This window comes from Gordoniibacillus kamchatkensis (assembly GCF_000829455.1).
In the GTDB taxonomy this organism is placed as follows: domain Bacteria; phylum Bacillota; class Bacilli; order Paenibacillales; family NBRC-103111; genus Gordoniibacillus; species Gordoniibacillus kamchatkensis.
Genome location: NZ_JXAK01000012.1, coordinates 53,837 through 79,011, shown reverse-complemented (window position 1 = coordinate 79,011; position 25,175 = coordinate 53,837). Strand labels below are relative to the sequence as shown.

The window sequence follows — 25,175 nt, the reverse complement described above, 5'->3', positions numbered from 1 at the left end:
CGCGAAACGGGAAAATGTTTCAGCCGCTGTCCCGTCAGGAGCTGCATCGAAGAGGGTGAACACACGCAAAACCTTCACCGTATCTTAGCTGTACTCGACTATTCATTTTATTAAACTATGCTAGGCATGTCAAGTAGAATCTCCGCATTGGAGCCGTATTCCGCGCGGATGGAATCCCGCCAAGGTGGAAACGCTACAGCGCATACAGTCCCTAACTGCCGAAGAAAGGATGGGATCCGGATGATATGCGGCTTTAAAGCGGTTTGGGCGGCAATCGGCGCAATCTCGTTGCTCGCGGCCGGAACGGCAGGCTGCGCTCGGAACGATGCGGATCAGCTCGCGGCAAGCGCCGTTCAGACCATTAGGCAGGCCGAAAGCATTCATTTTCAAGAACAGTCGCAAACTGCAGTGGACGGTTTCCCTTTGCCGCAGCTGCCGCGGGTCGAAGGGAGCATGGCCGGAGGCAAAGTGACCGCCTTGGCCGCCCGCTCAGGCACAATGGCGGAACGGAATACGCCGGATGCCGCCGACGTTCCGCCGCTGCGATGGAATTTGCCGCTTTGGCTGGAGCACTACGACAAGCTGAAAGGGCAGGCGCGGCTGGATCGTGCGCAGTCGGACAGTTCCAGCCGCGCCGTCAGTGTGAAGCTGAACCCGGACGAAGTGCGGCAACTGGTCGCAAGCGAGCTGCTGACGCAGAAGGGCGACATTCAGCGGCAGCTCGCAGCCGCGCTCCAGGCGCCGCCGCGGGGCGTATCGGGAGCAAAAGCCGGGCAGCTGCGCAGCGAGCTGCAGGGCGCAGCAGCAGAGCAGTCGGCTCGCCTCGACGAGATGTTGGGATCGCTTCAGGCCGAAGGCGAAATGACGTTCTGGCTTGACAAAAACAACCGGCCGCTGCGATTGTCGCTAGGGACAAATCTCCGTTACCGCAGCGGCGGTCAAAACCGAACGGAAACCGGACAAACCGTTTATACTTTTGGCGAATAGCATCATAAGCGGTCTATGCCGGCCGCACATCAAGTCCGCCCTTTAATATTTCGCTTGGGGTCGTTTCCGTTGTATGCTACAATACGGCATGGCGGGCGTTGTTCCTCCATCAGGACGAATAGTAACGGGGGAAGTTATGAAACGATGGACTTGGTGGAAAGCGGCGGCGGCTATTGCGCTTTGCGTATTGGCCGTTATTGCCCTTTACCGTCTTTTTTTTACGAGGCAGGGCGTGCATATTACCCATATGAGCATGCAGCAGCTGTCAAGCTATTTGCAATCGTTCGGTGCGGCCGGCAACGTGATCGGCGCGCTGCTCGTGTACGTTCAGACGGCTGTGCCGTTCGTACCGTTTGTCGTCGTAGCGGGAGTCAACGTTATTTTGTATCCGTCGCCGTGGGGATTTGTCGTTAACTACGTGATGGCTTGCCTGGGGGCGGTCAGCGCTTTTTTGTTTGCCAGGTACTTTGGGCATGACAAAGTGATGCGGCGGTTGAACCAATCTCCGCAGGCGATGCAATTCAACAAACAAATGGAGAAGAACGGATTTCTGTACGTGCTCGTCGGGCGGCTCATTCCGGTCATTCCGTCCTCGCTCGTCAACCTGGGCGCGGGCGTGACGAAGGTGAGCTTCAGAGCGTTTCTGTTCGGCACGCTGCTCGGCAAGCTGCCGATGGTGTTTTTGGAATCGCAAATTACGAATTACTTGCTCCATTTCAAACGTTACCGCGTTCAGCTGTTGATCCTGCTGCTCGTTTTCGCATTGCTGATGGCTGCGGGCAACGTGTTCCGCAAGCGGCTCAGCGGCCGCAAAGAACCGTAAACTTAGTATTGCACTTCCAAAAAGAAATCGGTATCATGTTGGTATAGGCAGTTCCATATATAGGAGGAATGTACATATGACGAATGCCAACAACGCAGCGATTGTGGAAATTTCCCAAACCGCCAATAAATTTCGCTCCTCGATCGTCCTACAGTACGATAATAAGTATATCGATGTCAAAAGCATTCTCGGCCTGTTCACGACGCTGACCAGCAGCGGCAGCTACAATTTGCATGTGCACGGTCCGGATGCCGACGAAGCGAAGACGGCCATGTCTCAAGTGTTCGAGAAGCACGGGCTCGCCGTTAACGTCGTTAGCGAATAACGAAGTGACAAGTTGAACAGATTTTACGGCTAGAAGCGCCCCCGTTTTCAGCGAAACGGCGGGCGTTCTCTTGTAACTTGGCCTGTTTTCGTCTAATATTAGATCAAGAATGCTTGGATCAGGCGTGAGGGGGAAGTGCTGATGTCATCATCCGATCTGCTGTTGACCTTGAATCAAAAAGCGCTTCAGCTGTTGCAAGAGGACGCCGACAAGATCGAGAAGCTGATCGAAGTCCAGATGGAGAACCTCACCACGCGGAAATGCCCGCTGTATGAGGAAGTGCTCGATACCCAGATGTACGGGTTGTCGCGCGAGATCGATTTCGCGGTGCGGGCTGGACTCGTGACCGATTCGGTCGGCAAACAAATTTTAAGCAAGCTTGAGCGCAATTTGGCGCAGCTGTACGAGGCGCTCGGACGATAAAAATGACCTCCTGTTTGCGGGAGGCCATTTTTTTTTGTTCACGAGGTTGCATACAGCTTCTGCACCGCGGCGATATTGCCCGGCGACGGTGCTTCCCGCTGGCCTGACGGCAGCAAGGGCGGGTGGACCGCGACAAGGGTCGTGCACCGTTTTGTCCGAAAGCTTGCGGACCGCAATGCATGATCGAATTGGGATCGTAGGAGGGAGCCGCCAGCTCCTCAGGGTCTTGGACAATATCGAACAGCGGCACCAGGCCGGGAATGACGGCCGCATCATTGATCGTAATCGTTGTAGCCCTTGCCGGCTTCGTCTGATCGTGGGTCAAGCCGATCGCATGAAGCATTTCGTGAAACAATATTCCTTTCTCATAATCGGCAGGGAACCGAACGAACTGTTCTCCGCCGATCATTCCTACCGACGAACTGTAGCCGTCTTCCGCCAGCTCATAGATGATAAAATGGTCCTCCATGATTCTTTGCTTGAACGTTACGGCGTTGCCGAGAAGCTGCGTCAATTCCGTCATGGCGCCGACCAGCCCGTCCTTCAAGTCTTGGGTGATCGACGAATCGAACATGTAATAAACGACTTTGTCCGGCCACGGGCGCTTGAAATGTACAGTGCGCTTGTCGTCAGGGTCGGGCTGCTTGCCATAGGTGGCGCACTCGGCAATGTAGTCGTTATACGCCGCCATTTGCTCCTCGCTGGAAAGCACGATATCGCCCTCGAGAAGCGCCTGTCCCCGGTACGGCCAGTAGCTGATCGCTACGGGCACTCCGGCGATGCAAACGTGCCCCTGTTGAAAGGTCGGCCCCGGTGTTTTGTTCAAATCCGCAAACATGGCTTCCGAATAAACTTCCGCATAGTATTGGTCCATCAGTGGAGACATCTCGGCTCCCTCCCGCGTCCTCATATCGTCGCTACATACAGAGAGAAGCCTTGCCGGCTTCTCCCCTGTCCGCGGCTTCCCTTCAAAGGCTCGTCACACTTTCACAAAGTTGCCGTTCCGATACAGCAGGTTGACGACAAAATTGCCGTCTCCGAACACGGCTTTATACGTTTGGCTGAATACTCTGGTCAGGACGACTCCGTCCTGATACGAATTTTGCAGGAATACCAGCACTTGCGTGAGCGGAGTAAACGTGGCGTCCTGCCCGCCGAGCACGCTGGCGGCATTGATCGGGGCCGCTTTGAAGAAGCCGTTATTGACGGTGACATCTTGGGCCAGCCCAAAGGTCAGCACTTTGTTGGTCGAGTTATAAATGCCGTACGAGCTTTTCGGAATCGTCAAAGATGTGTCAAGATGAAAGACGTTGTTCACAAAATCGTAGACGTTACCGTCGGCCGCTTCTTCGACGGACAGCTTTTGAATAACGGCCCCGTTTTGAACTTCGCTGGTGGAGGCGTATACGGAGTATTCCTCCGTCCAGGAAACGGTGTTGTTCTCAAACGGATCGAATGTTACCCATGCCACATTGTTGTTGGACGAAGAGGATGCGGTTTGCTTGACCAGTACAACCTTCTGGTTAATGGAGTTGATCAGATTCGCATCTTCCTTCTCAAACGCGATGTTCAGGCTGTAAGACGTCATTGCTTAATTCCTCCCCAGGTTTGTTTTAGGGGTTATCCCCTAACCGAGACCTAGTGTATTGACGGTTATGGCAACATATTCCAATATAAAATTTAAAAAGAAGAAACGGAATAATATGGAATTTATCGGCGTAATTATCGCGTGTTGTTAAAAAATGGAATAGTGGAGGGCTAGTCGACATGAACGAAGAAGAACTGCATGCACTGGATTTGTACGAACGGGGAACATGGCGAGGAGCGAGCTTGTCGTACGCCGGAGGACCGGCCTTCGCGGTAAACTGCGTGGAGTATGACGGGGTGCTTGTTTTCGAGGGCGACATGATTTTGGCTTCGTCCCGGGGCGAGCCGGCAGCCCCGACCGCAGAAATTGGCGTGGAGGCGATTTTTACGCTTCAGGCAGGCGCCAAATGGCCAAACGGGATCGTGCCCTACAAAATCGACGGCAGCGTGACGGAAACGATGAAGGCGGCTATCGAAATAGCGATCAACGGCATGAATTTATCGCTGAATAAAGGCGGGAAGCAGTATGTGAATTTGCAGGCGGCGGGAGCAAGCGATCACGACTACGTTCTTTTTGTGAAGGGGACCGGATATTCGTCGTTTGTAGGCAAACAAGGCGGCGCTCAAGAAATCAACGTTCCCGACAACTCGCCGAAGCCCGGGAAAATTATGCATGAAATTTGCCATGCGCTTGGCATGTTTCATGAGCATACGCGGCCGGACCGCGATACGTATGTAACCTACCACCCCGAAAATGTAAGAGACGATTCGCTCAAGCCCAACTTCGAAAAAGTGACCGATCCCAACGTCATTAAGCCGGCGGCCTACGATTACGGCTCGATCATGCATTATTCCAAAGTCGCCTTCGCCAAAACGGGCACAGAAACGCTTGTGCCCGTGCAGGATAAGCCTATCGGCCAAAGAGACGGTCTGTCGCCGATCGATATCGAAGGAATCATCGATTTTTACTCGTAAGGCCGTCTTCGCGTCATACCAGGAAAAACGCGATGCCGAGAATGCAATAGACGACGAGCAGCAGGACGCCTTCGTACCAGTTCGTCTGGCCGTCCTGCGAAATCGACTTGCAGATCAGTACGGCGACGGCGATGGCGGCCAGCTCGTAGAAGCTGAACACAAGATCCATCGTGCGGCCGAACAGCCAGCTGACGACGACTAGAACGGGCGAGACGAACAGGGCGATTTGCAGCGACGAGCCGATGGCGATTTCGACGGCGGCACCGATTTTGTTTTTGGTGGCGAGCATGACGGCGGCGCTGTGCTCGGCGGCGTTGCCGATAATGGCAATGAGGAAAGCGCCGACGAACAGCTCCGACAGCCCGAACTCAGCCGTAAACGATTCGACGGTGCCGACCAGCCACTCGCTCACGAAAGCGGTCATGATGGTTGCGACGATCAGAAACAGGATGGCGAGCTTCATCGACCACGCCGGTTCGCCGCCGTGCTCGACGACTTCGTCCGACAGCATGTTGCGGTGCGTAACCATCGAAAAGAGCAGCCACAGCAAATAAGCGACGATCAAAATGCCCGCTACGAGCAAGCTGAGCGTGCTCGTTTCCTTGATCGTGAAGCTGCGCGCAAACACCGCCGGAATGATGAGGGCGATGACCGCCAAAAACATGAGCGAGGCGTTGTGCCCGGCCATTTTGACGTTAAAGTTTTGCTCCTTGAATTTCAGCCCCCCGGCCAAGACGCTGATGCCGAGCACGAGCAGCAGATTGCCGATGATCGAACCGGTCAAGCTCGCCTTCACCATATCGAACAAACCGTCTTTGACGAGGAAAATAGCGATGATGAGCTCAGCCGCGTTGCCGAACGTAGCGTTAAGAAAGCCTCCGATCCGTTCGCCGGCATGGTGGGCGACGCTCTCCGTAGCGCGGCCGAGAAAGCCGGCGACGAAAATGATGGCGACGGCGGAAACGGCAAATTGCAGCGTCATGTTGGCATGTCCGTAATGCAGGGCTCCGCTGGCGGCAAAGCTGACAATTAAGGCGATGTAGAACGCATACTTTTTCAAGCTGAACCCTCCGACCCGAATCTCTTCCTCCTGTACTATACAAATTTTTCCCTTTAAAGTAAACCTCGCGCTAGCGGCGGCCGTAACGGCGGGTTAGCGATGGGAACGGTTGCGAAGCCGCGGCCGTTTTGTTTACAATAGAGGTGATTATGATGGGTGGGGGGATCCAAAATGTCGGAACAATCGCAATCCGGGCTCATTCGCATTTCTGACGACGTCGTCTCGACAATCGCCGGTCTCGCCGCACTGGAGACGCCGGGAATCGCCGCCATGTCGGGAGGCATCTCCGAAGGTCTCGCCAAGCGGCTGAGCGGCAAAAACGCGCAGAAAGGCGTATCCGTCGAAGTCGGCCAGCTGGAAGCGGCCATCGATTTGCGCGTCATCGTTCAGTACGGCAGCAAAATTCAGGACGTATGCCGCGATTTGCAGGACAACGTCCGGGATGCGGTCGAGAACATGACCGGCCTGCGCGTCGTGGAAGTGAACGTCAAGGTCGAAGGCGTCGCGTTCAAAGAAGAGGAGCAGTCCGAGGATCCGCACCGCGTCAAGTAACTCGCGCCCGTTTCGCAGCCAAGGATAAACGGCTTGCGCCGTCCTTAGGACGCGCGCGTTTACCTTAGCGGAATCAGCCCATGTATAGGCACAGCTCATACTTTCTGACGGAGAAAAAAACCTAGCGCAGCCTTATGCGGGCACGCTAGGTTTTTTCGTTGCTTTCGTTTGTTTGCTTTCGGTCAAGCTTTGCTCGCGGGAAATGCCGAGCAAAATGCCGATGCTGATCAAGGTGGCCATGAGGGATGAGCCGCCGTAGCTAATAAGCGGCAGCGTCACGCCCGTCATCGGAATGCTGGAAGTTACCCCTCCCAAATTGACGAGCGCCTGCAGCGCAATCATCCCCATAATGCCTATGCCGGTCAGCGTCCCGAACAAATCGGGACAGCGAAGGGCGACGATGATGCCGCGCCAAATGAACAGCAAGTAGACGAGCAGAAACAGGGTGGCGCCGATAAATCCGAACTCTTCGCCGATGATGGCAAAGATGAAGTCGTTATACGCTTTGGGCAAATATTGCAACTTCTGGATGCCTTGGCCGAAGCCCGCTCCCGTAATGCCGCCGTGGCCGAAAGCGTAAAGGGATTGCACGATTTGATAGCAATCGCCCATGCGGCATTCTTGCGACCAGGGATTGAGGAACGAGGTGACGCGCGCCCACTTGTAGCGCAGCGAGTCGTCGAAGCCGTTTCGCATAATGTAGACGGCGAGGCCGAGCGTCACCACCGCCGCTCCGGAGAAGGCGAGCAGAAACAGATGCTTCAAATTCGCCCCGCCGGCGAGAATGACGAGCATCGCCCCGCAGAGCAAAATGACGCAGGAGCCGAAGTCCGGCTGCAGCAAAATGAGCGTGATGACCAGCAGCAGTACGATCAGCGCCGGCAGGAGGCCAGTCTTGAAATCGCGAAACTTGTCCTCTTTTTTGCCGATCAAGTTGGCGAGATACAGGACGATCCCGATCTTGGCGAATTCGGTCGGTTGCAAGTTGAACGGGCCGAGCTTAATCCAGCTTTTCGCCCCGTACTGGCTGCTGCCGATGACGAGCACGGCGAGCAGCAGCCCGACGATGACCGCGAATATCGGCAGCACGAGCTTGCGCAGCTTCGTGTAATGGACGTTCATCGCCAAAATCATGCCGACGGTGCCTGCCCCTGCGGCAATTGCCTGCGTATTCAAATAATGGAGCGGCGTGCTGATATAGTAGCTGGCGCTAAACACCATCGCCAGTCCGAAGCAGACGAGCAGGAACGTCAAAAACAGCAGCAGGAAGTCGGGCGTTCCGCGCCGCGGCGAGCTCACCGGCGACCCCTCGCTTTAGTCCGAAAGCTGCTCTTGCAGCTGCGCCAGCTTCTGCTTCGCCGTTTTCAGAATAGGCTCCGGAATCGGGCTCTCGTAATCAAGGCCGTGCGGGAACGTAGCCCGTCCGATATAGGAGTCTTCCAGGCGGACGACGGCATACGGAGATTCCAGCTTGCCGGATTCTACGCGGATGTTGAAGCGCAAGTAGTACTCGGCGCCGGCCGCTTTGTCTTCGATTTTATAATCGTAAGTGGCCCGGGTATATTCCCATTGCCAGCGCACGAAGCCGAGTTTTTGAGTTGTCTCTTCAAGGTGGGCGAAGTCCGTTGTCTTGCCTTTTAAACCGTTCGTTTCGATAATCAATGGTCACGCCTCGCTTTTGCTTGATTTTTCAATTCTTCATCCATGATAGTATGTTTCCCCGCTCTCTGCAAGTCGCGTCAAGACCGCAATTTCGACCATTTGATGGCGCTTCGGCCAGGTGAAACGGAACCCATTTTCTGCTAAGATGGAGGAAATAAGCGGCGAAAGCCCGCCCTGAGGAGGTACGGCATGGACGGCTTGGAAGAGCGTTTGGACGAGTTATTCCCCGACATCGTCGGGTGGCGGCGCTATTTGCACCGCAATCCGGAACTGTCGTTTCATGAGGAGCGCACGGCGGCATTTGTCGCCGAGAAGCTGGAAGCATGGGGCATCGAAGTGCGCCGCGGCGTCGGCGGGCACGGCCTGGTCGGCACGCTGCGCGGCGGCAAGCCGGGACGAACGGCGGCGCTTCGCGCCGATATGGACGCGCTGCCGATACAAGACGAGAAGTCGTGCGACTATAGGTCGACGGTGCCGGGCGTTATGCACGCCTGCGGCCATGATGCCCATACGGCTACGCTGCTGGGGGTGGCAAAGGCACTGGCGGAGAAACGCGACCGGCTGCAAGGAAATATCGTCTTTCTGTTTCAGCACGCCGAGGAAATGAATCCGGGCGGTGCCAAGTCGATGATCGAAGCAGGCGCGCTGGAAGGCGTCGATGCCGCATACGGCGTCCATCTGTGGACGCCGTTCCCGGCCGGGCACGTTTATTGCCGGCCCGGCCCTTTGATGGCCGCCCCGGACGAATTCGTGCTGGACATTATCGGCAAAGGCGGGCACGGCGGGCTGCCGCATCAGACTGTCGACAGCATCGTCATCGGCGCGGAGCTGGTCGGCGCGCTGCAAACCGTCGTCTCGCGCAACATCGACCCGATCGAGCCGTGCGTCGTATCGGTCGGTTCCTTTCATGCCGGGACGAGCTTCAACGTTATCGCCGAGACGTGCGCGATGAAAGGGACCGTGCGCTCCTTCGACGCCGGGGTCAGGATGGAAGCGAAGCGCCGGATCGAGGAGCTTGTTCGGCATACGTGCGAGATGCACGGCGCGTCGTACCGGCTCGAGTACAAGCTCGGCTACCCGCCTGTCGTCAATCATGCCGCCGATTACGACCGTTTCCGCCGCATCGGGGAAGCGCTGTTCGGCCGCGAACGGGTGCACGAATCGCCGCCGATTATGGCCGGCGAAGATTTTGCCTATTATTTGCAAAAGGTGCCGGGCTGCTTCATGTTCGTCGGCGCAGGCAACGCGGCGGAAGGCATCGTTCATCCGCACCATCATCCGCGCTTTGACATCGACGAGCAGGCAATGCGCACTGCGGCTAGCTTGCTCGCGGCGATGGCGCTCGATGCTGCCGGAGCCGCGGAAGCCGTCTAAGCAGGAAGTGGCTCCGATTCCCTGTAGCACCTGCCGCATTCGGGGGCGTCTTGCGGGATACGCTAACGGGTGTACGGATTCGCCGCGCGCCGCGGAGCCGTGCGCTCTTACGGTGCGCCGCGGGATTCGCAACAACCGAAGGAGGGCTTCCGCATGAAAACGGTCAAGGACATCATGAGCACGAACTGTGCGACGGTCACTACGAAAGATAACGTCTACGAGATTGCGGTCAAGATGAAGCAATTCGATACCGGGTTTATTCCTGTCGTCGAGGACAACAAGCTGATCGGGGTCGTGACGGACCGCGACATCGTCATCCGCGGCATCGCGGAAAAAAGGGAAGGATCAGCGACGGTAGAGCAAGTCATGTCGAAAGCCATCCAGTGCGTCGAGCCGAGCGCCAGCGTGCAGGATGCGGCCAAAATGATGGCGCAAAAGCAAATTCGCCGTCTGCCGGTATGCGAGAACGGCCAATTTATCGGCGTCGTCTCGCTCGGCGACCTCGCCGTTTTCGAGAAATCGGACGAAGCGGCCGGCCAAGCGCTCAGCGATATTTCGGTCAACAAAAATCCGGCCGGCATCGGCTGAACACGCGAAGAGATCGGAACGCATAGCAAAAACCCGCCCCCGCCCAACAACGAGCTTCGTTCGGGCGGGGACGGGTTTTTGTTTGTTATTTGCCGCTTGCCTTGCTCCCGGATCGGCTGTCAGCCTCGGAAGGAGGTTTGCCGAACGCGGCTTCGTAGTTTTTCCACAGCCCTTTTTCTTGGCTGCGCGCCTGTTCCTGGTCTTTTTTAAACAAGTCGACGTACTTGACGTTGGGGGGGAAGGTGGCCATTCTGGCGTAGCCTTCCTGCACGAGCGTGCGGTTGAACATTTCGCCCTCGAGCCAGACGTAAGCGAGCAAGCGATCGTACCGGTCTTTGCGGTCGACGTCCCATTCGAGCTCTACCGTTTTGCCCTGAAGCTTTTTTTTCGTGAAGTCGCTCGCTTCTTTTCCGTAGTACATAACCGGGGTGTTCGGCTTCTTCGTTTCGGGCGTATCGATCCCGATCAGCCGCACTTTTTCTTTATGTCCGTTCAGCGTTACTTCCAGAGTGTCGCCATCGACGACCCGCTCCACTTTAGCGGTATCGCGCCCCGCCTTGCTTGCGGCGGGCCGGCCGCAGCCGGACAAAGCGAGCAGGAGGCTGCGGAAACGATGAGCCCCATTTTGACGAATCGATGCTTAGTCGGGGGAAACATGGTGCGCTCCTTCCTTGCGCCATTAGAAAATATTTCGCTTCGCCCTATCTTGGGCAAATTCCGTGCGAGAAACAGGGGGGCATCCGGGCGGGCGGCCTTGGCCGGTTTTTCTTACCGATTCAGAATGTTTAAGTTCGTTTTAGCGAATCGAAGAGCATTCTGCAGCATGAAAAGCTTCCGCTCAAATACGGCCGCTCCCCATCGAATAGGCCGCGATAGAAGCTTTTCTTGTTCCGTCTTCCAAGGTAGCACGGACGGCACGTTTATTTCAACCGGTTTCCTTTCATACTAAATGTGACATCATGCCCGGGCAGGAGGCGAATGATTTGCATTACGATCCGGCACGCCCCTTAGTCGTGCGGAAAGATATGACGGTGCTGCTGGAAGCGAACCATGCCGATTACGAACAGGCTCGGGCTTGTTTGGCGGCATTCGCCGAGCTGGTCAAAAGTCCCGAACATCTCCATACGTACCGGATGACGCCGTTATCGCTCTGGAACGCGGCAGCAGTCGGCATGACGAGCGACGAGATCGTACGCGCGCTGGAGCGTTACGCCAAATTTCCTTTGCCCGCCGGCGTGGCCGCAAGCATTCGGCGCTACGTCGGTCGTTACGGCTTGCTGCGGCTAGAACGGCTCGGCGAAGACTTGCTCCTCGTCAGCGACGATACGGTCGTGCTGGGGACTATTGCCGACTGCGCGCCGCTGCAGCGGCATATCGTCGAAACGAGAGGGCCGCGCGCGCTTCAGGTGCGCCGCGAGTCGCGCGGGGAACTGAAGCGCGAGCTCATCAAGCTCGGGCTGCCGGTCAACGACATTGCCGGCTACCACCCGGGCGAACCGCTGCGCATTAAGCTCCGGGACCGTTTCGGCCGGACGGACGCAGTTTGCTCTGCGCGATTACCAGGAGGCAGCGGTGGAAGCGTTCTACCGAGGCGGTTCGCAGCTTGGCGGCAGCGGCGTGCTCGTCCTGCCGTGCGGCGCGGGCAAGACGGTCGTCGGCATCGCGGCGATGGCCCGGCTTGGCTGCGCTACGCTCGTGCTGACCTCGAACGTGACGTCGGTGCGCCAGTGGAAGCGCGAACTGCTGGACAAAACGGAGCTGACGGCGGAGCAAGTCGGCGAATATACCGGCGAAGCGAAAGAAGTGAAGCCGGTCACGATCGCCACGTACCAAATATTAACGTATCGCAAAGGGAAGGAAGAGCCGTTTGCGCACATTGAGCTGTTCAATCGCCGCGACTGGGGGCTAATCGTCTATGACGAAGTGCACCTGTTGCCAGCCCCGGTGTTCCGGGTGACGGCGGACATCCAGGCGACGCGGCGGCTCGGTCTTACGGCGACGCTTGTCCGCGAGGACGGCAGGGAGGAAGACGTATTTTCCTTGATCGGGCCAAAACGCTTCGAGCTGCCTTGGAAGCAGCTCGAGCATAGCGGCTGGATCGCCAGCGTCACGTGCACCGAAGTGCTTGCGCCGCTGCCTGCGGTGCGGCGGACCGCTTACGCCGCCGCCGAGGCGCGGCGGCAGTTCCGGCTGGCCGGCGAAAATCCCGCTAAGCTGGATGTGGTGCAGCTGCTGCTGAAGCGACACGAGAGCGAACCGACGCTCGTTATCGGCCAATATTTGGAGCAGCTGCGCGTGCTGATCGTATCGAAAGTGGCCAACTTCGCCGTCGATTTGCCGGATGCGAGCGTCGCCATCCAGGTGTCCGGGAGCTTCGGTTCGCGGCAGGAAGAGGCGCAGCGGCTCGGCCGTCTGCTGCGTCCGAAGCAAGGCGGGGGCAGCGCCCATTTTTATTCGATCGTCAGCCGCGATACGAAGGAGCAGGAGTTTACGATGAAGCGCCAGCTGTTTTTGGTTGAGCAGGGCTATGCGTACCGAATCGTCGAGGCGGATGCGCTGTATGGCGATACGTGGGCAGCTAAACCGCCGGAACGGGCGGACGGCACTGCCCGGACGCCAATCGTCGAGGCGGAAGCGTTGGATGGCGATACGCGGGCGGCTATATCGTCGGAACGGGCGGATGGTGCTGTCCGGACCAAATCTCAGCTCGCGCCGTTAGGAGCCGGAGGGAAATCTCCATGATGGTGAGAGAAGCTCTGCGCAAGCTGCCGCCGCGCGCCCAGCAGCAGTTGGAGCGGCACCCTCTGCTGCGGAAAATGCGCGGCGATGCGCCCCTCGCCTCGCTCGAGCGGCTGTATGCAACTCAAGAAGGTGTGCGGGCATTATTGGGGAAGTTGAGCGGGCCGGAACGGATCACGATTATGGCGGTTGTGAGCCATTTTGCGAATATGCCGTTTGACGAGGCAGCGCTCGTCAAGCGGGCAGGCGGTGAAGCGCCGGGCTTGTCGCTGCGAATCGGACTGGCTGGGTTGTGCGCCGCAGGCATCATCGTCCCCGTGCGCAAAGCGTGGGGCGAGCGGTTGTACACGCTGCCTTACGACGCACTCGGCGCTTGGCAATCCGTACTGTTCGGCGAGCTCGAGGCAGACATCCCTGGTGAGTCGGTCGAACTCACGACGTCTTGTTACGGCTGTTTGGACGACGATTTGTTTGCGCTTTTGACGTACGCCGCCAAACAAGAGCTTGCGTTAACGAAGGCCGGGGCCATTCATAAGCGCCACATGCAGGCACTGCGGGGCTTGCTCCAGACGGCCGGTTCCGAGCCGCTGCAGCGGCTCGGACTAGCGTACGATCATAGCGACGTATACGACGCCGGCACCGCGATCATGCTCGATGCGGCGCTCCGGCTCGCGCTGCTGGCGCCGGACGGCGGCGCGCTGCGGCTCGCGCCGGAGCGGCTGCGCGCTTGGCTGCGCCTGCCGCGCTCCCGGCGCCTCGCCGCTTTGCGCGCGGCGCTGCTGTCGCGGCTGTGGCCGGGCGATGCCCTCGGCCAGCACGCCGCTGCTGCCGCGCTGCATGCGCCGCGCGGCGCATGGCTGGCGCTGCCGCGGCTCGCCGCCTGGCTCGCTAGCGGCGCCGGCACCGACGCGCCGCTCGCCGAGCGTACGGCGCTATCGTGGCTCGAACCGCTCGCTGCGCTCGGCTGGCTCGAGCTCGGCCGGTCCGTCCCGACCGGCCAGTTGGCGTTTCGCGTCCCCGCCGAGGACGCCGCCGCGGCGTCCGGATGCTTTTACGTGCAGCCCGATTTCGAGATCGTCGTGCCGCCGGACGTACCCGCTGCCGTCCGCTGGGAGCTTGGGTGCTGCGCTGAGCACGCGGCTACGGATCAGGTTTATACGTACCGTATTACGAAAGAAAGCATACAGTTCGGGTGCGAGAATGGCTGGACAGCCGATGCAATCGAGACGTTTATGGAAACGTACGGCATGTATGAGCTGCCTGACAATGTCAGGCAAGCGATTCGCCATTGGGCCGCCTCTTCTGGCCGGGGCTCGTTGGCGCGCCCTCCGTCTCCGCGTTGCGAGAGCGGAGAGACCGCCAGCCGGCGGGCATACGAATACCCGGGAGTGCTGGAGATGGATACCGAGATCGGGCCGTTTAATCAGCGGGGAACGGGCGCATACACCGAATGTGATGCGATTCCGGACACTTTTGCGCCCGACGCCGCCGAGGTCGGCAAAGGTTTGCTGCAGACGTCGGATCCGCTGTTTGGCTGCGAGCTGGAGCCCGAGCTGCCGGAAGTCAGCGACGCTTTGCCGGATTTGCGTCGCATCCCTGACGCGTGGTGGAAAGATTACCGGGGGTATCATGCCTCGACGCGCAAGCAGCTGATCCGCACGGCGATCGAATGGCAGAGCCTTTTGCGGCTGCGGACGGGCGGTCAAGAACGAACCGTCGCCCCGCAGCGGCTGCTTGAGGAGCGGGACGGCTGGTGCTTCATCGGGCTCGAGCAAGGCAGCGAAATCCGCATCCGCGGCGACGCCTGGGACGATATGAAGCTCATCGTGCCGGGCGTCAACGACTAGCGGCGTGTGACGCTGCTTGAATTAGCTGGAATCAGCCGCCGCTATGCAGCGTCGCAACGCTCGCCGGGATTCGCGCTAGGGCACCTTAAAATGGGTGATGGCGAGTGCATTGGAAGTTGGTTCGAAAAAAGCTCCATAGTTCGCAATAACCAGAAGAAAATGGTAAAATCAGGTAGGGTTCCGTTTTGCGAGCAGTGATTGTTTTCCGAGCTGAGCGTCTTAGAATAGGTTTTGCTTAGCCACAGGACTTGATTTGTGCGGACTTTCGATTGCTTACGGTTAGCGGAAATTTGTTCCGCTATTGGCCAATTTCCCGGATATTTCCCGGAATTAGCGGAATAGGAGTACGCTATTTCCACATTTTTGGGTGAAAACTCTCTTGTTTTGAACGAATAGCGGAACTACGTTCCGTTAAGCACTGACCGTTTCTTCTCTACCGGTCAATAACGGAACAATGTTCCTTTAACCTGCAACGAATCGCCGCTGTCTTGACGCCAGGGCGTCAAGACGGAGCACGGCGCCGAGCCAAAGGTGCAACGAATCGCCGCTGTCTTGACGCAGGCAGCCAAAAACAGCAGAAAACCGCGGCAAAATGTGATATGATAGAGGAGATTCAACAGGACAAGCGAAAAGGATGGTACGATATATGAGCATTATGGAAGTGCAGACGCTCGACATGGCCGCCATTCTTATGCAAGCCTACGAAGTGGGAGATCTCATCAATCGTTCGCAAGAAGCGGCAGATTTTCTATATTGGAAGCAAGTTATGGAGCAAGATCCCGAGGCGCAGCGGCTTATCCGCGAGCTGGAAAAGATGAAGGAGCTGTTCGAGGAAACGCAGCGGTTCGGCCATTACCACCCGAACTACCACGAAGCGCTGGACAAAGTGCGCGCCGTCGAACGGAAGCTGGACGGCATTCCTTCCGTCGCCCGCTACAAGGAAGCGGAGGACCGGCTCGACGAGCTGCTGTATTCCGTTTCCGAAACGATCGCCAAATCGGTATCGGAATCGATCAAAGTGCCGAGCAACAAGCTGGAGCCTATCGGGCACGGCTGTTCCTCGGGAGGCAGCTGCAGCGGCAAATGCGGCTGATAGACCGGCGGTCGCGACCCAAACATCTTCCATGCAGCAAAACAAGCCGCCGCGGACGTTCCGCAGCGGCTTGACGCGCAGGCAAGATTACCCCGCGGCAGGTCTCAGCTGAAACTCAGGCACGATAGCTCCAACCTCCGTGCCTTGCCAGTTGTGCTGAAGCGGACGATGAAACTTGGCTAAAGCGGCCAGTTCCGTATCCGACAGCAAGCCCAGCTGGCGCAGCGCTTCCGTCGCCGCCGGATACAGGGCCCGCTGGGCGCCGTCTTCGATTTTGACGGCAATGCCCCAGCCGCGCTCCGGCACAGCGATGGCAAAGACGCCTTCGGCACCCATTTTGCCGATCAGGCGCCCGCTTGTCGCCCGTACGAGCTGAGTGTCGTAACGGTCGTCTCCGGCGAGGTAGTCCGGATGATGCACAATAGCCCGCATGAGGCGTTCGCACGCAATGCGCCGAGCTTCCGGCTGTCCGTCCGGGCGGCCGAAGCGGGCGTAGGCTGCAGCGAGAGCAGCGAGCGGCATGCCGAACACCGGCACGCCGCAGCCGTCGACGCCGATCGCGATATCCGACTCGGGGACGCCGCTCATCTCGCTGACGGCGGCAAGCATGCGCCGCTGTACCGGATGCTCCGGCGCCAAGTAGCCGGCGATATCGGCCCCCAGCATCAGCGCCAGCGCGAGCATGCCGGAATGTTTGCCGGAACAGTTGTTGTGCAGGTTCGTCGGCTGTTCGCCGCGGCGGCGCATCGCTTGCGCCGTCTGGCGATGGAACGGGTAATGGGCGCCGCATTGCAGGTGCTCGCCGCTGAGCCCCATTTTGCTTAATAGCGTTTGTGCCGTCTGCACGTGTGTTTCCTCCCCGTTATGGGAGGCGCACAGCAGCGCCAGCTCGGGATCGGTCATGGCGAACGCGTCGGCGGCGCCGGATTCGAGAACGGGCAGCGCCTGCAGCGGTTTGGCTGAAGAGCGGGCAAACGTAACATGCGCGGGGTCGCCGGCATAGTAGAGCAGACGGCCGTTCGCATCGGCGACGGCAACATGGCCGCGATGTACGCATTCGGTCAAAGGCCCGCGGGTAACGGCAACTAGCCGTTCGGCTTCGGGTACCATCGAAATCAACTCCAGCTACAGAATGACAGCGAAAGAAGGGGACTCATGTTTACGGATCGAAGCGGACTTATCGTCTGGGTTAACGACGTGAAAGCGGCTCGCAACTTGGACAAATACGGCAGTCTTCACTACATATCGAAGAAGATGCAGTACGCCGTCATGTACGTGAATACGGACAGAGTGGAAGAAATCGTGCGCAACTTGTCGCGACTGCCGTATGTGAAAAAGGTGGAGCGATCTCACCGCAACGAAATCAAGACCGAATATAACAGTAATATGCCGGACAAAACAAGATTTTACACCCTGTAATCGGCAGTTGGCAAATACGGAGTCGTTCGACCGGATTCCACAAATTCGGACAAAAATTTCTTCAGATTTATTTTACAATTCCTTCCTCTTGCTGCATCGCTGCAGCGCAAGATGCGTGATCTGCTGACGAGGCTCCTGTACGAGTCTCGTCTTTTTTTCGCCATTTTTGCTTCGTTTTTAATCATTTTTTTATTGGCATCTTTTTCGACATTTAGTAAAATAAAGAGTACAGAATCCAGGAAAATAGGCTGAACGACCCATTCGGCGAATGAGAGGGGTTGACTGCTATGCGAGACAAGGCGACCGAACGCTGGGGCACGTACGAACCGTTCCATATCGTGCTCGGCGACAAAAGGGTGGCCGACGTCGTCATCACCCATCATGCGCGCATGCGTTGGGCTGACCGGGTCGAAAAAGACAAAACGGGGTACGAGGACATTAGCGCATTTATATGGGAGAAGCTGAAGAGTGGCGGCATCGCCCCTTATTATCGCAATGAGGAAGATGTGTATCTCATTGACGACGATCTCGTCATGGTCGCCGAATTCTCCGGGCTGGAAGGCGAAATCGACCTCGTCGGCAACCCGCTCCATAAAATGATCGTCGTCACGTTTCTCGGGCGCATGTCCGAGAACGTCGAGCTGCGCGATCTGAAGACGTATTACTCTTGGCTGCGGCATTCGCGCCGCATGACACTTATGAAAAACAGCCGCAAGCGCAAATAACGACGGACTAACGAGTATGCGGGCGATCCTGCCGCATGCTTTTTTTTGCGCGAATGAAGACAAATGCCCGTATGGACGGGGGAAAGCCGTTTCCTCTTGCCGAGGAATGTTTGGTATAATGAGGGAAACGCGAAGACGGAGGACGCCTGTGGCGATTAATTTTCACCAGTTGCACATTTTTTACACCGTTGCCGACAAGGGGAGCTTCTCGCACGCCGCGGCGGCGCTTCACATGACGCAACCCGCGGTGACGATGCAAGTGCAGTCGCTCGAAGATTATTTGGGCGTCAAGCTGTTTCACCGCTCGACGAAAAAAATCGAGCTGTCGGAGGCGGGAAGGGCGCTGCTGCCGTATGCAAGGCGCTGCATCGAGCTCGTCCGCGAGACGGAAGCGGCCATGTCGCGGTTTACGACGATGATCGAGGGCAGAATGCAGCTCGGGGCGAGCCTTACGGTCGGCGAGTACGTGCTGCCGCGGCTGCTCGGTCCGTTCAACAAAGAATATCCGAACATTTCCGTATCGATGAAAGTGATGAATACGACCCAGATTTTGGAGGAAATATTGAATCACCAGCTGACGTTCGGACTGGTCGAGGCGCAAGTGAACCATCCCGACGTTCATACCGAACCGGTGCTGAGCGACGAGCTGAAGCTGATCGTGCCGGCCGGCCACCCGCTGGCGGAACGCGATACGGCGGCATTCGAGGACGTGCTGCTGTATCCGTTCATTTTGCGGGAAAAAGGCTCCGGCACGCGGCGCGTCATGGAGGAAGAACTGGAGAGGTGCGGCTTTGACACCGGGCGGATGCGCATCGTCATGGAGCTGGGCAGCACCGGGGCGGTCAAATCGGCGGTCGAAAGCGGGCTCGGCATCACGATTTTGTCGCAATCCTCGGTCAAGCATGAAGTCGCGCTCGGTCTTGTGAAGGTGCTGAACATCGAAGAAGTCGCCTTCCGCCGCAGTTTTTACTCGATCTACTTGGCGACGACGCTGCTGCCTATTTCCGCGGTGACGTTTTTAACGTTTTTGCGGGAGCGGGATTTGAGCCAGTGGCTGTAGCAGGGAAAAAATTTTACAGAGCCCGAACGGAAATATTATGCTGTATTAACACCATTCTATTATGCTAAGGAGACAACGGATGAACGACTCATTCGCCGATTTGCATACGCATACGACCGCCTCGGACGGAACCCAGCCGCCGGCGGACAACGTGAGGCTGGCCGCCGAAGCGGGGCTGGCGGCGGTTGCGATCACCGACCATGATACCGTATCGGGCGTAGCCGAGGCGGTTGCCGCCGGGGCAAAGTACGGCGTGCAAGTAGTGGCCGGGGTAGAAATCAGCACCGTCGCCGGCGGCCAAGATATCCACGTTCTCGGCTACGGGCTGAATATCGAAGATGAAATGTTCCTCTCGCGCCTGGAGGAGCTGAGGGAGACGCGGGAGCGCCGCAACGAGCTGATTTTGGCGAAGCTGGCCGAGCTCGGCATGCCGCTCACGATGACGGAGGTAAAAGCCGAGACGGCCACTTTGAAGCGAGGCGACGACACGATCGGTCGGCCGCATATCGCAGCGGCGATGCAGCGCCGCGGCTACGTTGCGACGGTAAGCGAGGCGTTCGACCGCTTTCTGGCGAAAGGCGCCGCCGCTTATGCGAGCGTGCCGCGCATCGCGCCGGAAACGGCGATCGCCTGGATCCGCGAGGCGGGCGGAGCGCCGGTGCTCGCGCATCCAGGCTTGTACGACGACGACGAACTGGTGGAACGTCTCGCCGGACAAGGCCTTGCCGGCATCGAAGCGTTCCATGCTGACCATAGTCCGGACGAAGAGCGCAAATATGCCGAGCTTGCCGGGCGCTGCGGGCTGCTCGTGACGGCCGGCTCCGATTTTCACGGCTTTCGCGACGGCGTCCCGTTTCATGCGCCGCTTGGCTCAAAAAGGGTTTCAGCCGCAATCATTCAGCAATTGATGGAGCGACGAGGGAGAGACAGCCAATGACGAAGTCAACAGTACGCAAGGCAATCATTCCTGCCGCGGGCCTCGGCACGCGCTTTTTGCCGGCGACGAAGGCGCAGCCGAAAGAGATGCTGCCGATAGTGGACAAGCCGGCCATTCAATACATCGTGGAAGAAGCGATCGAATCGGGGATCGAAGACATTCTGATCGTGACCGGACGCAACAAACGAGCGATAGAGGACCATTTCGACAAATCGTTCGAGCTGGAAAAAATGTTGGAGGAGAAAGGCAGCCTGAAGCTGCTGGAAACGGTGCGGAACGTCTCCGAGCTGGCCGACGTCCACTATATCAGGCAGAAGGAGCCGCTTGGACTCGGCCATGCGATATTGTGCGCCCGCAAGTTTATCGGCGACGAGCCTTTCGCGGTGCTGCTCGGCGACGACATAATCCGCTCGCAGCCGCCGTGCTTGCGCCGTATGATCGATATTTACGACCGTGCCCGCGCGTCCGTGATCGGGGTACTGGAAGTGCCCTGGGAAGAGGTTGACAAGTACGGCATCGTCTCGCCGCGGGCCGCTGCCCAAGACGGGTATTTGGCGATCGACGATTTGGTGGAGAAGCCGGGCCGCGACCAGGCGCCTTCCAACATGGCGGTCATTGGCCGCTACATTATCGAACCCGAAGTGTTCGACATTTTGGAGTCGCTGCCTCCGGGGCGGGGCGGAGAAATTCAGCTGACCGACGCGCTCCGCATTTTGAACGGCAAGCGCCCGATGGTCGCGTATCCGATCGAAGGCAAGCGCTACGATACGGGTGACAAGCTGGGCTACATTGAAGCGACGATTGAGCTTGCGCTGCAGCGGGACGACTTGCAGGAAAGCTTGACGGCTTACTTGACGGAGCTGGCGGCAAAACTGAGCAAAAGGTAAACCGGAAGCGGAGGGGATGGCGGTGGCGGAAAAAGTGGCGGTCGTCGGAACCGGGTATGTCGGACTTGTAACCGGGGCCTGTCTGGCTGAGATCGGCAATCGGGTCGTCTGCATCGACAACGATGCGGATAAAATGGCGAAGCTGCAGCGCGGCGACGTTCCGATTTACGAGCCGGGACTTACCGATATGGTGCTGAGCAACTTGGCGAATGGCAGGCTATCGTTCACCTCCGATCTTCACGCGGGCGTTCGTTCGTCGGACATCGTCCTGATTGCGGTAGGCACGCCTCCGCTGGAAGGCGGCGATGTCGACATGAGCCAGGTGCGCGCCGTATTTGCGCAATCGCGCCGGCCATCGGCGACTACAAGCTCATCGTCATCAAGAGCACGGTGCCTGTCGGCACACACGCTTCCGCTGCCGAATGGCTGCAGGAGCGCGGCGTTTCTGCGGCGGCTTTCGATATCGTGTCAGTGCCGGAATTTTTGCGGGAAGGCTCGGCCATTGGCGATACGTTCCATATGGACCGGCTGGTGATCGGCGCCGCCAGCCGCGCGGCCGCCGAGCGAATCGCGGCGCTGCACAAGCCGTTCGGCGCCCGGCACACGCTGTTCGCCGACAATGCCAGCGCCGAGCTGATCAAATATGCTTCGAACGCTTTTTTGGCCGCCAAAATTTCGTTCATCAACGAGATGGCGCACGTTTGCGAGAAAGTAGGGGCCGATATTCAGCTCGTCGCGCAAGGTATGGGGCTCGACCGGCGGATCGGCCCTCATTTTCTGAACGCCGGCATCGGCTACGGAGGTTCCTGCTTTCCGAAAGATACGAAGGCACAGCTGAAAATCGCCGAAAAAGTCGACTATGATTTCAAAATTTTGCGCGCCGTCATCGAAGTCAATGTCCAGCAGCGGCGGCGTTTCGCCGGGAAAGTGAAGCAGGCGCTCGGCGGTTCGGTGCGCGGCGCGACGCTCGCCGTTATGGGGCTCGCCTTTAAGCCGAATACGGACGATTTGCGCGATGCGCCGGCGCTCGATATTATCGCCATGCTGCAGGAAGAAGGAGCGCGTATCCGCGCTTACGACCCGGCAGCCGTTAGCCGTGCGCAATCGCTGCTGCCGGGAGCCGAGCTGACGGACGATCCGTATGCGGCGGTAGCGGGTGCGGACGCCATGATCGTCACGACCGAATGGGACCACATTCGACGCCTTGACTTGACGAAGGTGAAGACGCTGCTCAAGGCGCCGCTCGTCGTCGACGGCCGCAACGTGTTCGATCCCGGTCTCATGCGCGATCTCGGATTCACATACGTATCCGTCGGCAGGTCGTAACCGGGCAGCCGCAGCAACGACGCGGGTTCTTAAGGCGAAACGGCTGTTTGCGGCAGTCAGATAGAGGGATCAATCATTCGGCAGCCTTGCAGGTTTTCTTCTGCAGCAAAAATGTTTGGAAATATTCGAAGGGGCCGCTCGGGCGGCTCTTTTTGCCGTCCCGGCGTTTAAGTCGTTCTGAACGGCGATAAAAACTTTCCAGCTTTACCGAAAATACTGCAGAGCGCTTGGCTAGCCGGCAATGAGCAGCGCAGGTTGGGGAGAAGCAGACTAACAGGCCGCCTTTGTCCCTGTGAAGGCAAGCTACGGTGAGGGAAAGAAGGTGGAATGGTTCCAGTATTGTTCCGGCAGGCGTTTTGTTAACGAACAGGTTCTCTGTGGAGCGTCTTGGGGGTCACGATTTGGCACCGTTTTGACCGAACGATCGTACAAAGACCGATGATTCCTTAAGTAACGACGAAAATTCGAAAGAAACGACCTTTGGGGCGCCAACGGCTGTTTTTTTCGTTTTGGCTTAAAATTAGCGCCCGGAAAGTCACTCTTTTGCGAATATGGGCTTTACTAAATCATGCAGCAACGCTTGTACGGGAGCACGCATTCAATTCGGGGGAGACTCCCGCAACTTATTGCCGTTCGCCTTGGTCTTCCGGCCATGAGCAATGCAGGTTGGCGGTGCAGCAAACCCAGTGCCTTTGAAAAATTGAACGGCTCATCCATCTTGCAACGGATGAGCCGTTCAAGCCTCAACAGTCAACAACGGCTGCTGCTTCGTATAGCCGCCGATAGCTTCTTACGTTGCTTTGCCGGCATCAGCCAATTGGCGCACCAGACGTTCGTCCGGAGTGACGTACAGCGTTTTCTGCCGTTCGTAGATGACGAAGCCCGGTTTGGCGCCGCTCGGCTTGTGCACGTAGCGAACGAGCGTGTAGTCGACCGGCACTTGGCTCGATTCGCGCGCTTGGCTGAAGTAGGCGGCTAGCAGCGCGGCCTCGTGCAGCGTCGGCTCGCCGAACCCGCTGCCGCGAATGACGACGTGCGAACCGGGAATGTCTTTCGTATGGAGCCACGTATCCGACGGCGCGGCGAGGCGGTTCGTCAAATATTCGTTCTGCGTATTGTTTTTGCCGACGTAAATGTCGACGCCTTCGCTTGAACGGAAGCGGGAGAGCGCAGGCTTGTCGGGCTTTTTTTTGCGCCCGCGCTGCTTGCGTCCGCGGTCCTTCAAATAGCCCTGCTCGACGAGCTCGTCGCGGATTTCCTCGATGTCGCCGAGCGAAGCGGCGCCAAGCTGCTGCAGCAGCGTGTTGAGATAGCGGATTTCGTCCGCCGTTTCGGCCATTTGCTGCTGGACGACGGCGACGCTGTTTTTCATTTTCGTATATTTTTTAAAGTAGCGCTGCGCGTTCTCGGACGGCGTCAGAAGCGGGTCGAGCGCGATGCGGACGGGCCGCTGCTCTTCGTCGTAAAAGTTGACGACTTCGATCTCCGCGTCGCCTTTGGAAACGGTATGCAGATGGGCGTTAAGAAGCTCGCCGAGAATGCGGAAGCGGTCGGCGTCTTGGCCTTCCGCCAGCGTCGCTTCCAGCTTCTCGAGCTTTTTGACGTTTTTGCCCAGCTCGTTGACGAGAAACTTGTGCAGGTCGCTCGTCCTTTGCTTGACCGTATCGCGCTCCGCCTTTTCGCCGTAAAACGCTTCGAGGCAGTCGCTGATCGTGCCGTATGCCGTCACTTCTCCGTCCAAGTGCGTAAGCGGAACGACGGAGAACGCCATTCGCCCGCTGCCGGCGTCCAGTACGACGTTGGGCTCATAGCGGTGCTCCTTTACGCCGTTCAGCAGCGCAGAGAATGCGGTCCATAGCGGTTCCTCCGCGCTTGCCGCCGTTTGCTGCGCCCGATATACGGTCTCCTTGGCGATCAGCGGCGAAATGCCGCTGAAGAGCCGCACAAGCTTCGCCTCGGGAGACTCGCCGCCTTCCGCGGATTCGCTCCACAGCTTTACGAATTGCGAGGGCGACAGCTCGAGCGGATTCGTTTTGTTCTGGGCGGGCGGTGCGACGTAGGCGGTTCCCGGCATGACGATGCGGTAAGAGGAAATGGCCGGGGTGACGTGGTGAATGCCGTCCAGAATCGTACCGGTTGCGGGATCGGCAAGAACGAGATTGCTGTGCCGGCCCATAATTTCCATTATGAGCGTTTTATCGCTGACGTCGCCGAGCTCGTCGCGCTGCTTGACGCGGATGTGGACGATGCGCTCCAGCCCGATCTGCTCGATCGCTTCAATGATGGCGCCCTCGCAATGTTTGCGCAGCAGCATGCAGAACATCGGCGCTTCCTGCGGGTTGACGAACGTGCGCCCGGTCACATGAAGGCGCGGATAAGTCGGGTTCGCCGACAACAGCAGCCGTTCGTTCCGGCCTTGGGCGCGCAGCTGCATGACGATATCGTGATCCGAGGGCTGATGCACTTTCACGATGCGGCCGCCGACGAAAGCTTGCAGCTCGTGCACGATAGCATGAATGACTATGCCGTCTAAAGCCAATGATGACAACTCCGTTCTTGGTGGGACTGCTAACTATAATGCCATATTTTCAGGCAAAACGTAAGGGCGAAAACGGTTAGTAGCTATTTCAGGCCGCCCGAGAAAGGCGGAGCGGAGGATGGGAATGTAGGCGTATGAGCGAAGCGTGCGCCTTTGAACTCGTGTTCCAACCTTATGTTTCAACTCCTTGGAACATGGGTGTGGGCGATGCCGGACACCCACAATCCGCAGCGCAGCCCCGCTTTCT

At 58.1% G+C, this 25,175-nt stretch carries 22 protein-coding genes and 3 pseudogenes; 17 read left to right on the top strand and 8 right to left on the bottom strand.

Annotation, left to right across the window (positions count from 1 at the left end; genetic code table 11):
• Positions 1-240: 240 nt before the first annotated feature.
• From SD70_RS09015 to SD70_RS34665, 4 genes are all read left to right on the top strand, one after another.
• A complete protein-coding gene (locus SD70_RS09015) occupies positions 241-987 on the top strand; it encodes a hypothetical protein (RefSeq protein WP_041047255.1) in 747 nt (248 codons plus the stop codon).
• Positions 988-1,123: 136 nt separating this feature from the next.
• Positions 1,124-1,810: a TVP38/TMEM64 family protein gene (locus tag SD70_RS09010; RefSeq protein ID WP_041047254.1), complete on the top strand. Its 687-nt coding sequence runs from the start codon at positions 1,124-1,126 to the stop codon at positions 1,808-1,810.
• Between the two features lie 76 nt (positions 1,811-1,886).
• Entirely contained in the window at positions 1,887-2,135 is a 249-nt protein-coding gene (locus SD70_RS09005) for an HPr family phosphocarrier protein (protein WP_041047253.1), read from the top strand.
• Between the two features lie 141 nt (positions 2,136-2,276).
• Positions 2,277-2,558, top strand: coding sequence for a YlaN family protein (locus SD70_RS34665; protein ID WP_082053227.1), 282 nt, complete (start codon positions 2,277-2,279; stop codon positions 2,556-2,558).
• 148 nt (positions 2,559-2,706) lie between these two features.
• Here SD70_RS34665 and SD70_RS37800 read toward each other — a convergent pair.
• Both SD70_RS37800 and SD70_RS08995 read right to left on the bottom strand, forming a co-directional pair.
• Positions 2,707-3,249: pseudogene (locus tag SD70_RS37800) on the bottom strand (M12 family metallopeptidase); the annotation flags it as partial.
• Between the two features lie 288 nt (positions 3,250-3,537).
• Complete coding sequence (locus SD70_RS08995; RefSeq protein ID WP_041047251.1) at positions 3,538-4,146, bottom strand: hypothetical protein; 609 nt, start codon at positions 4,144-4,146, stop codon at positions 3,538-3,540.
• Between the two features lie 179 nt (positions 4,147-4,325).
• Here SD70_RS08995 and SD70_RS08990 point away from each other — a divergent pair, with 179 nt between their 5' ends.
• The gene (locus SD70_RS08990; RefSeq protein WP_041047250.1) at positions 4,326-5,120 is read left to right on the top strand and encodes a M12 family metallopeptidase; all 795 of its coding nucleotides are present in this window, start codon (positions 4,326-4,328) and stop codon (positions 5,118-5,120) included.
• A gap of 13 nt (positions 5,121-5,133) precedes the next feature.
• Here the strand turns inward: SD70_RS08990 and cax are convergent, their stop codons facing one another.
• A complete protein-coding gene (gene cax / locus SD70_RS08985) occupies positions 5,134-6,180 on the bottom strand; it encodes a calcium/proton exchanger (protein WP_041047249.1) in 1,047 nt (348 codons plus the stop codon).
• Between the two features lie 171 nt (positions 6,181-6,351).
• Here cax and SD70_RS08980 point away from each other — a divergent pair, with 171 nt between their 5' ends.
• Entirely contained in the window at positions 6,352-6,732 is a 381-nt protein-coding gene (locus tag SD70_RS08980; protein ID WP_041047248.1) for an Asp23/Gls24 family envelope stress response protein, read from the top strand.
• A gap of 132 nt (positions 6,733-6,864) precedes the next feature.
• Here SD70_RS08980 and ftsW read toward each other — a convergent pair whose 3' ends face one another.
• The gene (gene ftsW, locus SD70_RS08975) at positions 6,865-8,031 is read right to left on the bottom strand and encodes a putative lipid II flippase FtsW (RefSeq protein ID WP_041047247.1); all 1,167 of its coding nucleotides are present in this window, start codon (positions 8,029-8,031) and stop codon (positions 6,865-6,867) included.
• Positions 8,032-8,046: 15 nt separating this feature from the next.
• On the bottom strand, positions 8,047-8,394 hold the full coding sequence (locus SD70_RS08970) for a YugN family protein (protein WP_041047246.1): 348 nt from the start codon (positions 8,392-8,394) through the stop codon (positions 8,047-8,049).
• 189 nt (positions 8,395-8,583) lie between these two features.
• Here SD70_RS08970 and SD70_RS08965 point away from each other — a divergent pair, with 189 nt between their 5' ends.
• Positions 8,584-9,768, top strand: coding sequence for a M20 family metallopeptidase (locus SD70_RS08965; protein WP_041047245.1), 1,185 nt, complete (start codon positions 8,584-8,586; stop codon positions 9,766-9,768).
• Between the two features lie 153 nt (positions 9,769-9,921).
• Entirely contained in the window at positions 9,922-10,356 is a 435-nt protein-coding gene (locus SD70_RS08960) for a CBS domain-containing protein (protein ID WP_041047299.1), read from the top strand.
• A gap of 85 nt (positions 10,357-10,441) precedes the next feature.
• Here SD70_RS08960 and SD70_RS08955 read toward each other — a convergent pair whose 3' ends face one another.
• Entirely contained in the window at positions 10,442-10,945 is a 504-nt protein-coding gene (locus tag SD70_RS08955) for a thermonuclease family protein (protein WP_052487202.1), read from the bottom strand.
• Between the two features lie 370 nt (positions 10,946-11,315).
• On the opposite strand from SD70_RS08955, the pseudogene SD70_RS08950 reads away from it, so the two are divergent.
• From SD70_RS08950 to SD70_RS08940, 3 genes and pseudogenes are all read left to right on the top strand, one after another.
• Positions 11,316-12,918 (top strand): annotated as a pseudogene (locus tag SD70_RS08950) (DNA repair helicase XPB); the annotation flags it as partial.
• A 176-nt stretch (positions 12,919-13,094) separates the two neighbouring features.
• Positions 13,095-14,942: a helicase-associated domain-containing protein gene (locus tag SD70_RS08945; protein ID WP_041047244.1), complete on the top strand. Its 1,848-nt coding sequence runs from the start codon at positions 13,095-13,097 to the stop codon at positions 14,940-14,942.
• A gap of 646 nt (positions 14,943-15,588) precedes the next feature.
• Complete coding sequence (locus SD70_RS08940) at positions 15,589-16,035, top strand: YlbF family regulator (protein ID WP_041047243.1); 447 nt, start codon at positions 15,589-15,591, stop codon at positions 16,033-16,035.
• An 87-nt stretch (positions 16,036-16,122) separates the two neighbouring features.
• Here the strand turns inward: SD70_RS08940 and SD70_RS08935 are convergent, their stop codons facing one another.
• Positions 16,123-17,145 (bottom strand): asparaginase, encoded by a 1,023-nt coding sequence (locus SD70_RS08935; protein ID WP_041047242.1) that lies wholly within the window; start codon positions 17,143-17,145, stop codon positions 16,123-16,125.
• A gap of 45 nt (positions 17,146-17,190) precedes the next feature.
• Here SD70_RS08935 and SD70_RS08930 point away from each other — a divergent pair, with 45 nt between their 5' ends.
• From SD70_RS08930 to SD70_RS08905, 6 genes and pseudogenes are all read left to right on the top strand, one after another.
• Complete coding sequence (locus SD70_RS08930; protein ID WP_041047241.1) at positions 17,191-17,454, top strand: YlbG family protein; 264 nt, start codon at positions 17,191-17,193, stop codon at positions 17,452-17,454.
• Positions 17,455-17,741: 287 nt separating this feature from the next.
• Positions 17,742-18,179 (top strand): hypothetical protein, encoded by a 438-nt coding sequence (locus SD70_RS08925; protein ID WP_041047240.1) that lies wholly within the window; start codon positions 17,742-17,744, stop codon positions 18,177-18,179.
• A gap of 148 nt (positions 18,180-18,327) precedes the next feature.
• The gene (locus SD70_RS08920) at positions 18,328-19,239 is read left to right on the top strand and encodes a selenium metabolism-associated LysR family transcriptional regulator (protein WP_041047239.1); all 912 of its coding nucleotides are present in this window, start codon (positions 18,328-18,330) and stop codon (positions 19,237-19,239) included.
• Positions 19,240-19,318: 79 nt separating this feature from the next.
• Positions 19,319-20,176: a PHP domain-containing protein gene (locus tag SD70_RS08915; RefSeq protein WP_041047238.1), complete on the top strand. Its 858-nt coding sequence runs from the start codon at positions 19,319-19,321 to the stop codon at positions 20,174-20,176.
• On the top strand, positions 20,173-21,063 hold the full coding sequence (gene galU, locus SD70_RS08910) for a UTP--glucose-1-phosphate uridylyltransferase GalU (protein ID WP_041047237.1): 891 nt from the start codon (positions 20,173-20,175) through the stop codon (positions 21,061-21,063). Before SD70_RS08915 ends, galU begins: the two co-directional genes overlap by 4 nt.
• Before the next feature lie 16 nt (positions 21,064-21,079).
• Positions 21,080-22,389, top strand: a pseudogene (locus SD70_RS08905) (UDP-glucose dehydrogenase family protein).
• A gap of 790 nt (positions 22,390-23,179) precedes the next feature.
• Here the strand turns inward: SD70_RS08905 and SD70_RS08900 are convergent.
• Entirely contained in the window at positions 23,180-24,928 is a 1,749-nt protein-coding gene (locus SD70_RS08900) for an Rqc2 family fibronectin-binding protein (protein ID WP_041047236.1), read from the bottom strand.
• Positions 24,929-25,175 lie beyond the last annotated feature (247 nt).

Bases quoted from the DNA above. Each gene is read 5' to 3' on its own strand.
- SD70_RS09015 (WP_041047255.1), top strand. From the start codon at position 241: ATGATATGCGGCTTTAAAGCGGTTTGGGCGGCAATCGGCGCAATCTCG.
- SD70_RS09010 (WP_041047254.1), top strand. From the start codon at position 1,124: ATGAAACGATGGACTTGGTGGAAAGCGGCGGCGGCTATTGCGCTTTGC.
- SD70_RS09005 (WP_041047253.1), top strand. From the start codon at position 1,887: ATGACGAATGCCAACAACGCAGCGATTGTGGAAATTTCCCAAACCGCC.
- SD70_RS34665 (WP_082053227.1), top strand. From the start codon at position 2,277: ATGTCATCATCCGATCTGCTGTTGACCTTGAATCAAAAAGCGCTTCAG.
- SD70_RS08995 (WP_041047251.1), bottom strand. From the start codon at position 4,146: ATGACGTCTTACAGCCTGAACATCGCGTTTGAGAAGGAAGATGCGAAT.
- SD70_RS08990 (WP_041047250.1), top strand. From the start codon at position 4,326: ATGAACGAAGAAGAACTGCATGCACTGGATTTGTACGAACGGGGAACA.
- SD70_RS08980 (WP_041047248.1), top strand. From the start codon at position 6,352: ATGTCGGAACAATCGCAATCCGGGCTCATTCGCATTTCTGACGACGTC.
- SD70_RS08965 (WP_041047245.1), top strand. From the start codon at position 8,584: ATGGACGGCTTGGAAGAGCGTTTGGACGAGTTATTCCCCGACATCGTC.
- SD70_RS08960 (WP_041047299.1), top strand. From the start codon at position 9,922: ATGAAAACGGTCAAGGACATCATGAGCACGAACTGTGCGACGGTCACT.
- SD70_RS08945 (WP_041047244.1), top strand. From the start codon at position 13,095: ATGATGGTGAGAGAAGCTCTGCGCAAGCTGCCGCCGCGCGCCCAGCAG.
- SD70_RS08940 (WP_041047243.1), top strand. From the start codon at position 15,589: ATGAGCATTATGGAAGTGCAGACGCTCGACATGGCCGCCATTCTTATG.
- SD70_RS08935 (WP_041047242.1), bottom strand. From the start codon at position 17,145: ATGGTACCCGAAGCCGAACGGCTAGTTGCCGTTACCCGCGGGCCTTTG.
- SD70_RS08930 (WP_041047241.1), top strand. From the start codon at position 17,191: ATGTTTACGGATCGAAGCGGACTTATCGTCTGGGTTAACGACGTGAAA.
- SD70_RS08925 (WP_041047240.1), top strand. From the start codon at position 17,742: ATGCGAGACAAGGCGACCGAACGCTGGGGCACGTACGAACCGTTCCAT.
- SD70_RS08915 (WP_041047238.1), top strand. From the start codon at position 19,319: ATGAACGACTCATTCGCCGATTTGCATACGCATACGACCGCCTCGGAC.
- galU (WP_041047237.1), top strand. From the start codon at position 20,173: ATGACGAAGTCAACAGTACGCAAGGCAATCATTCCTGCCGCGGGCCTC.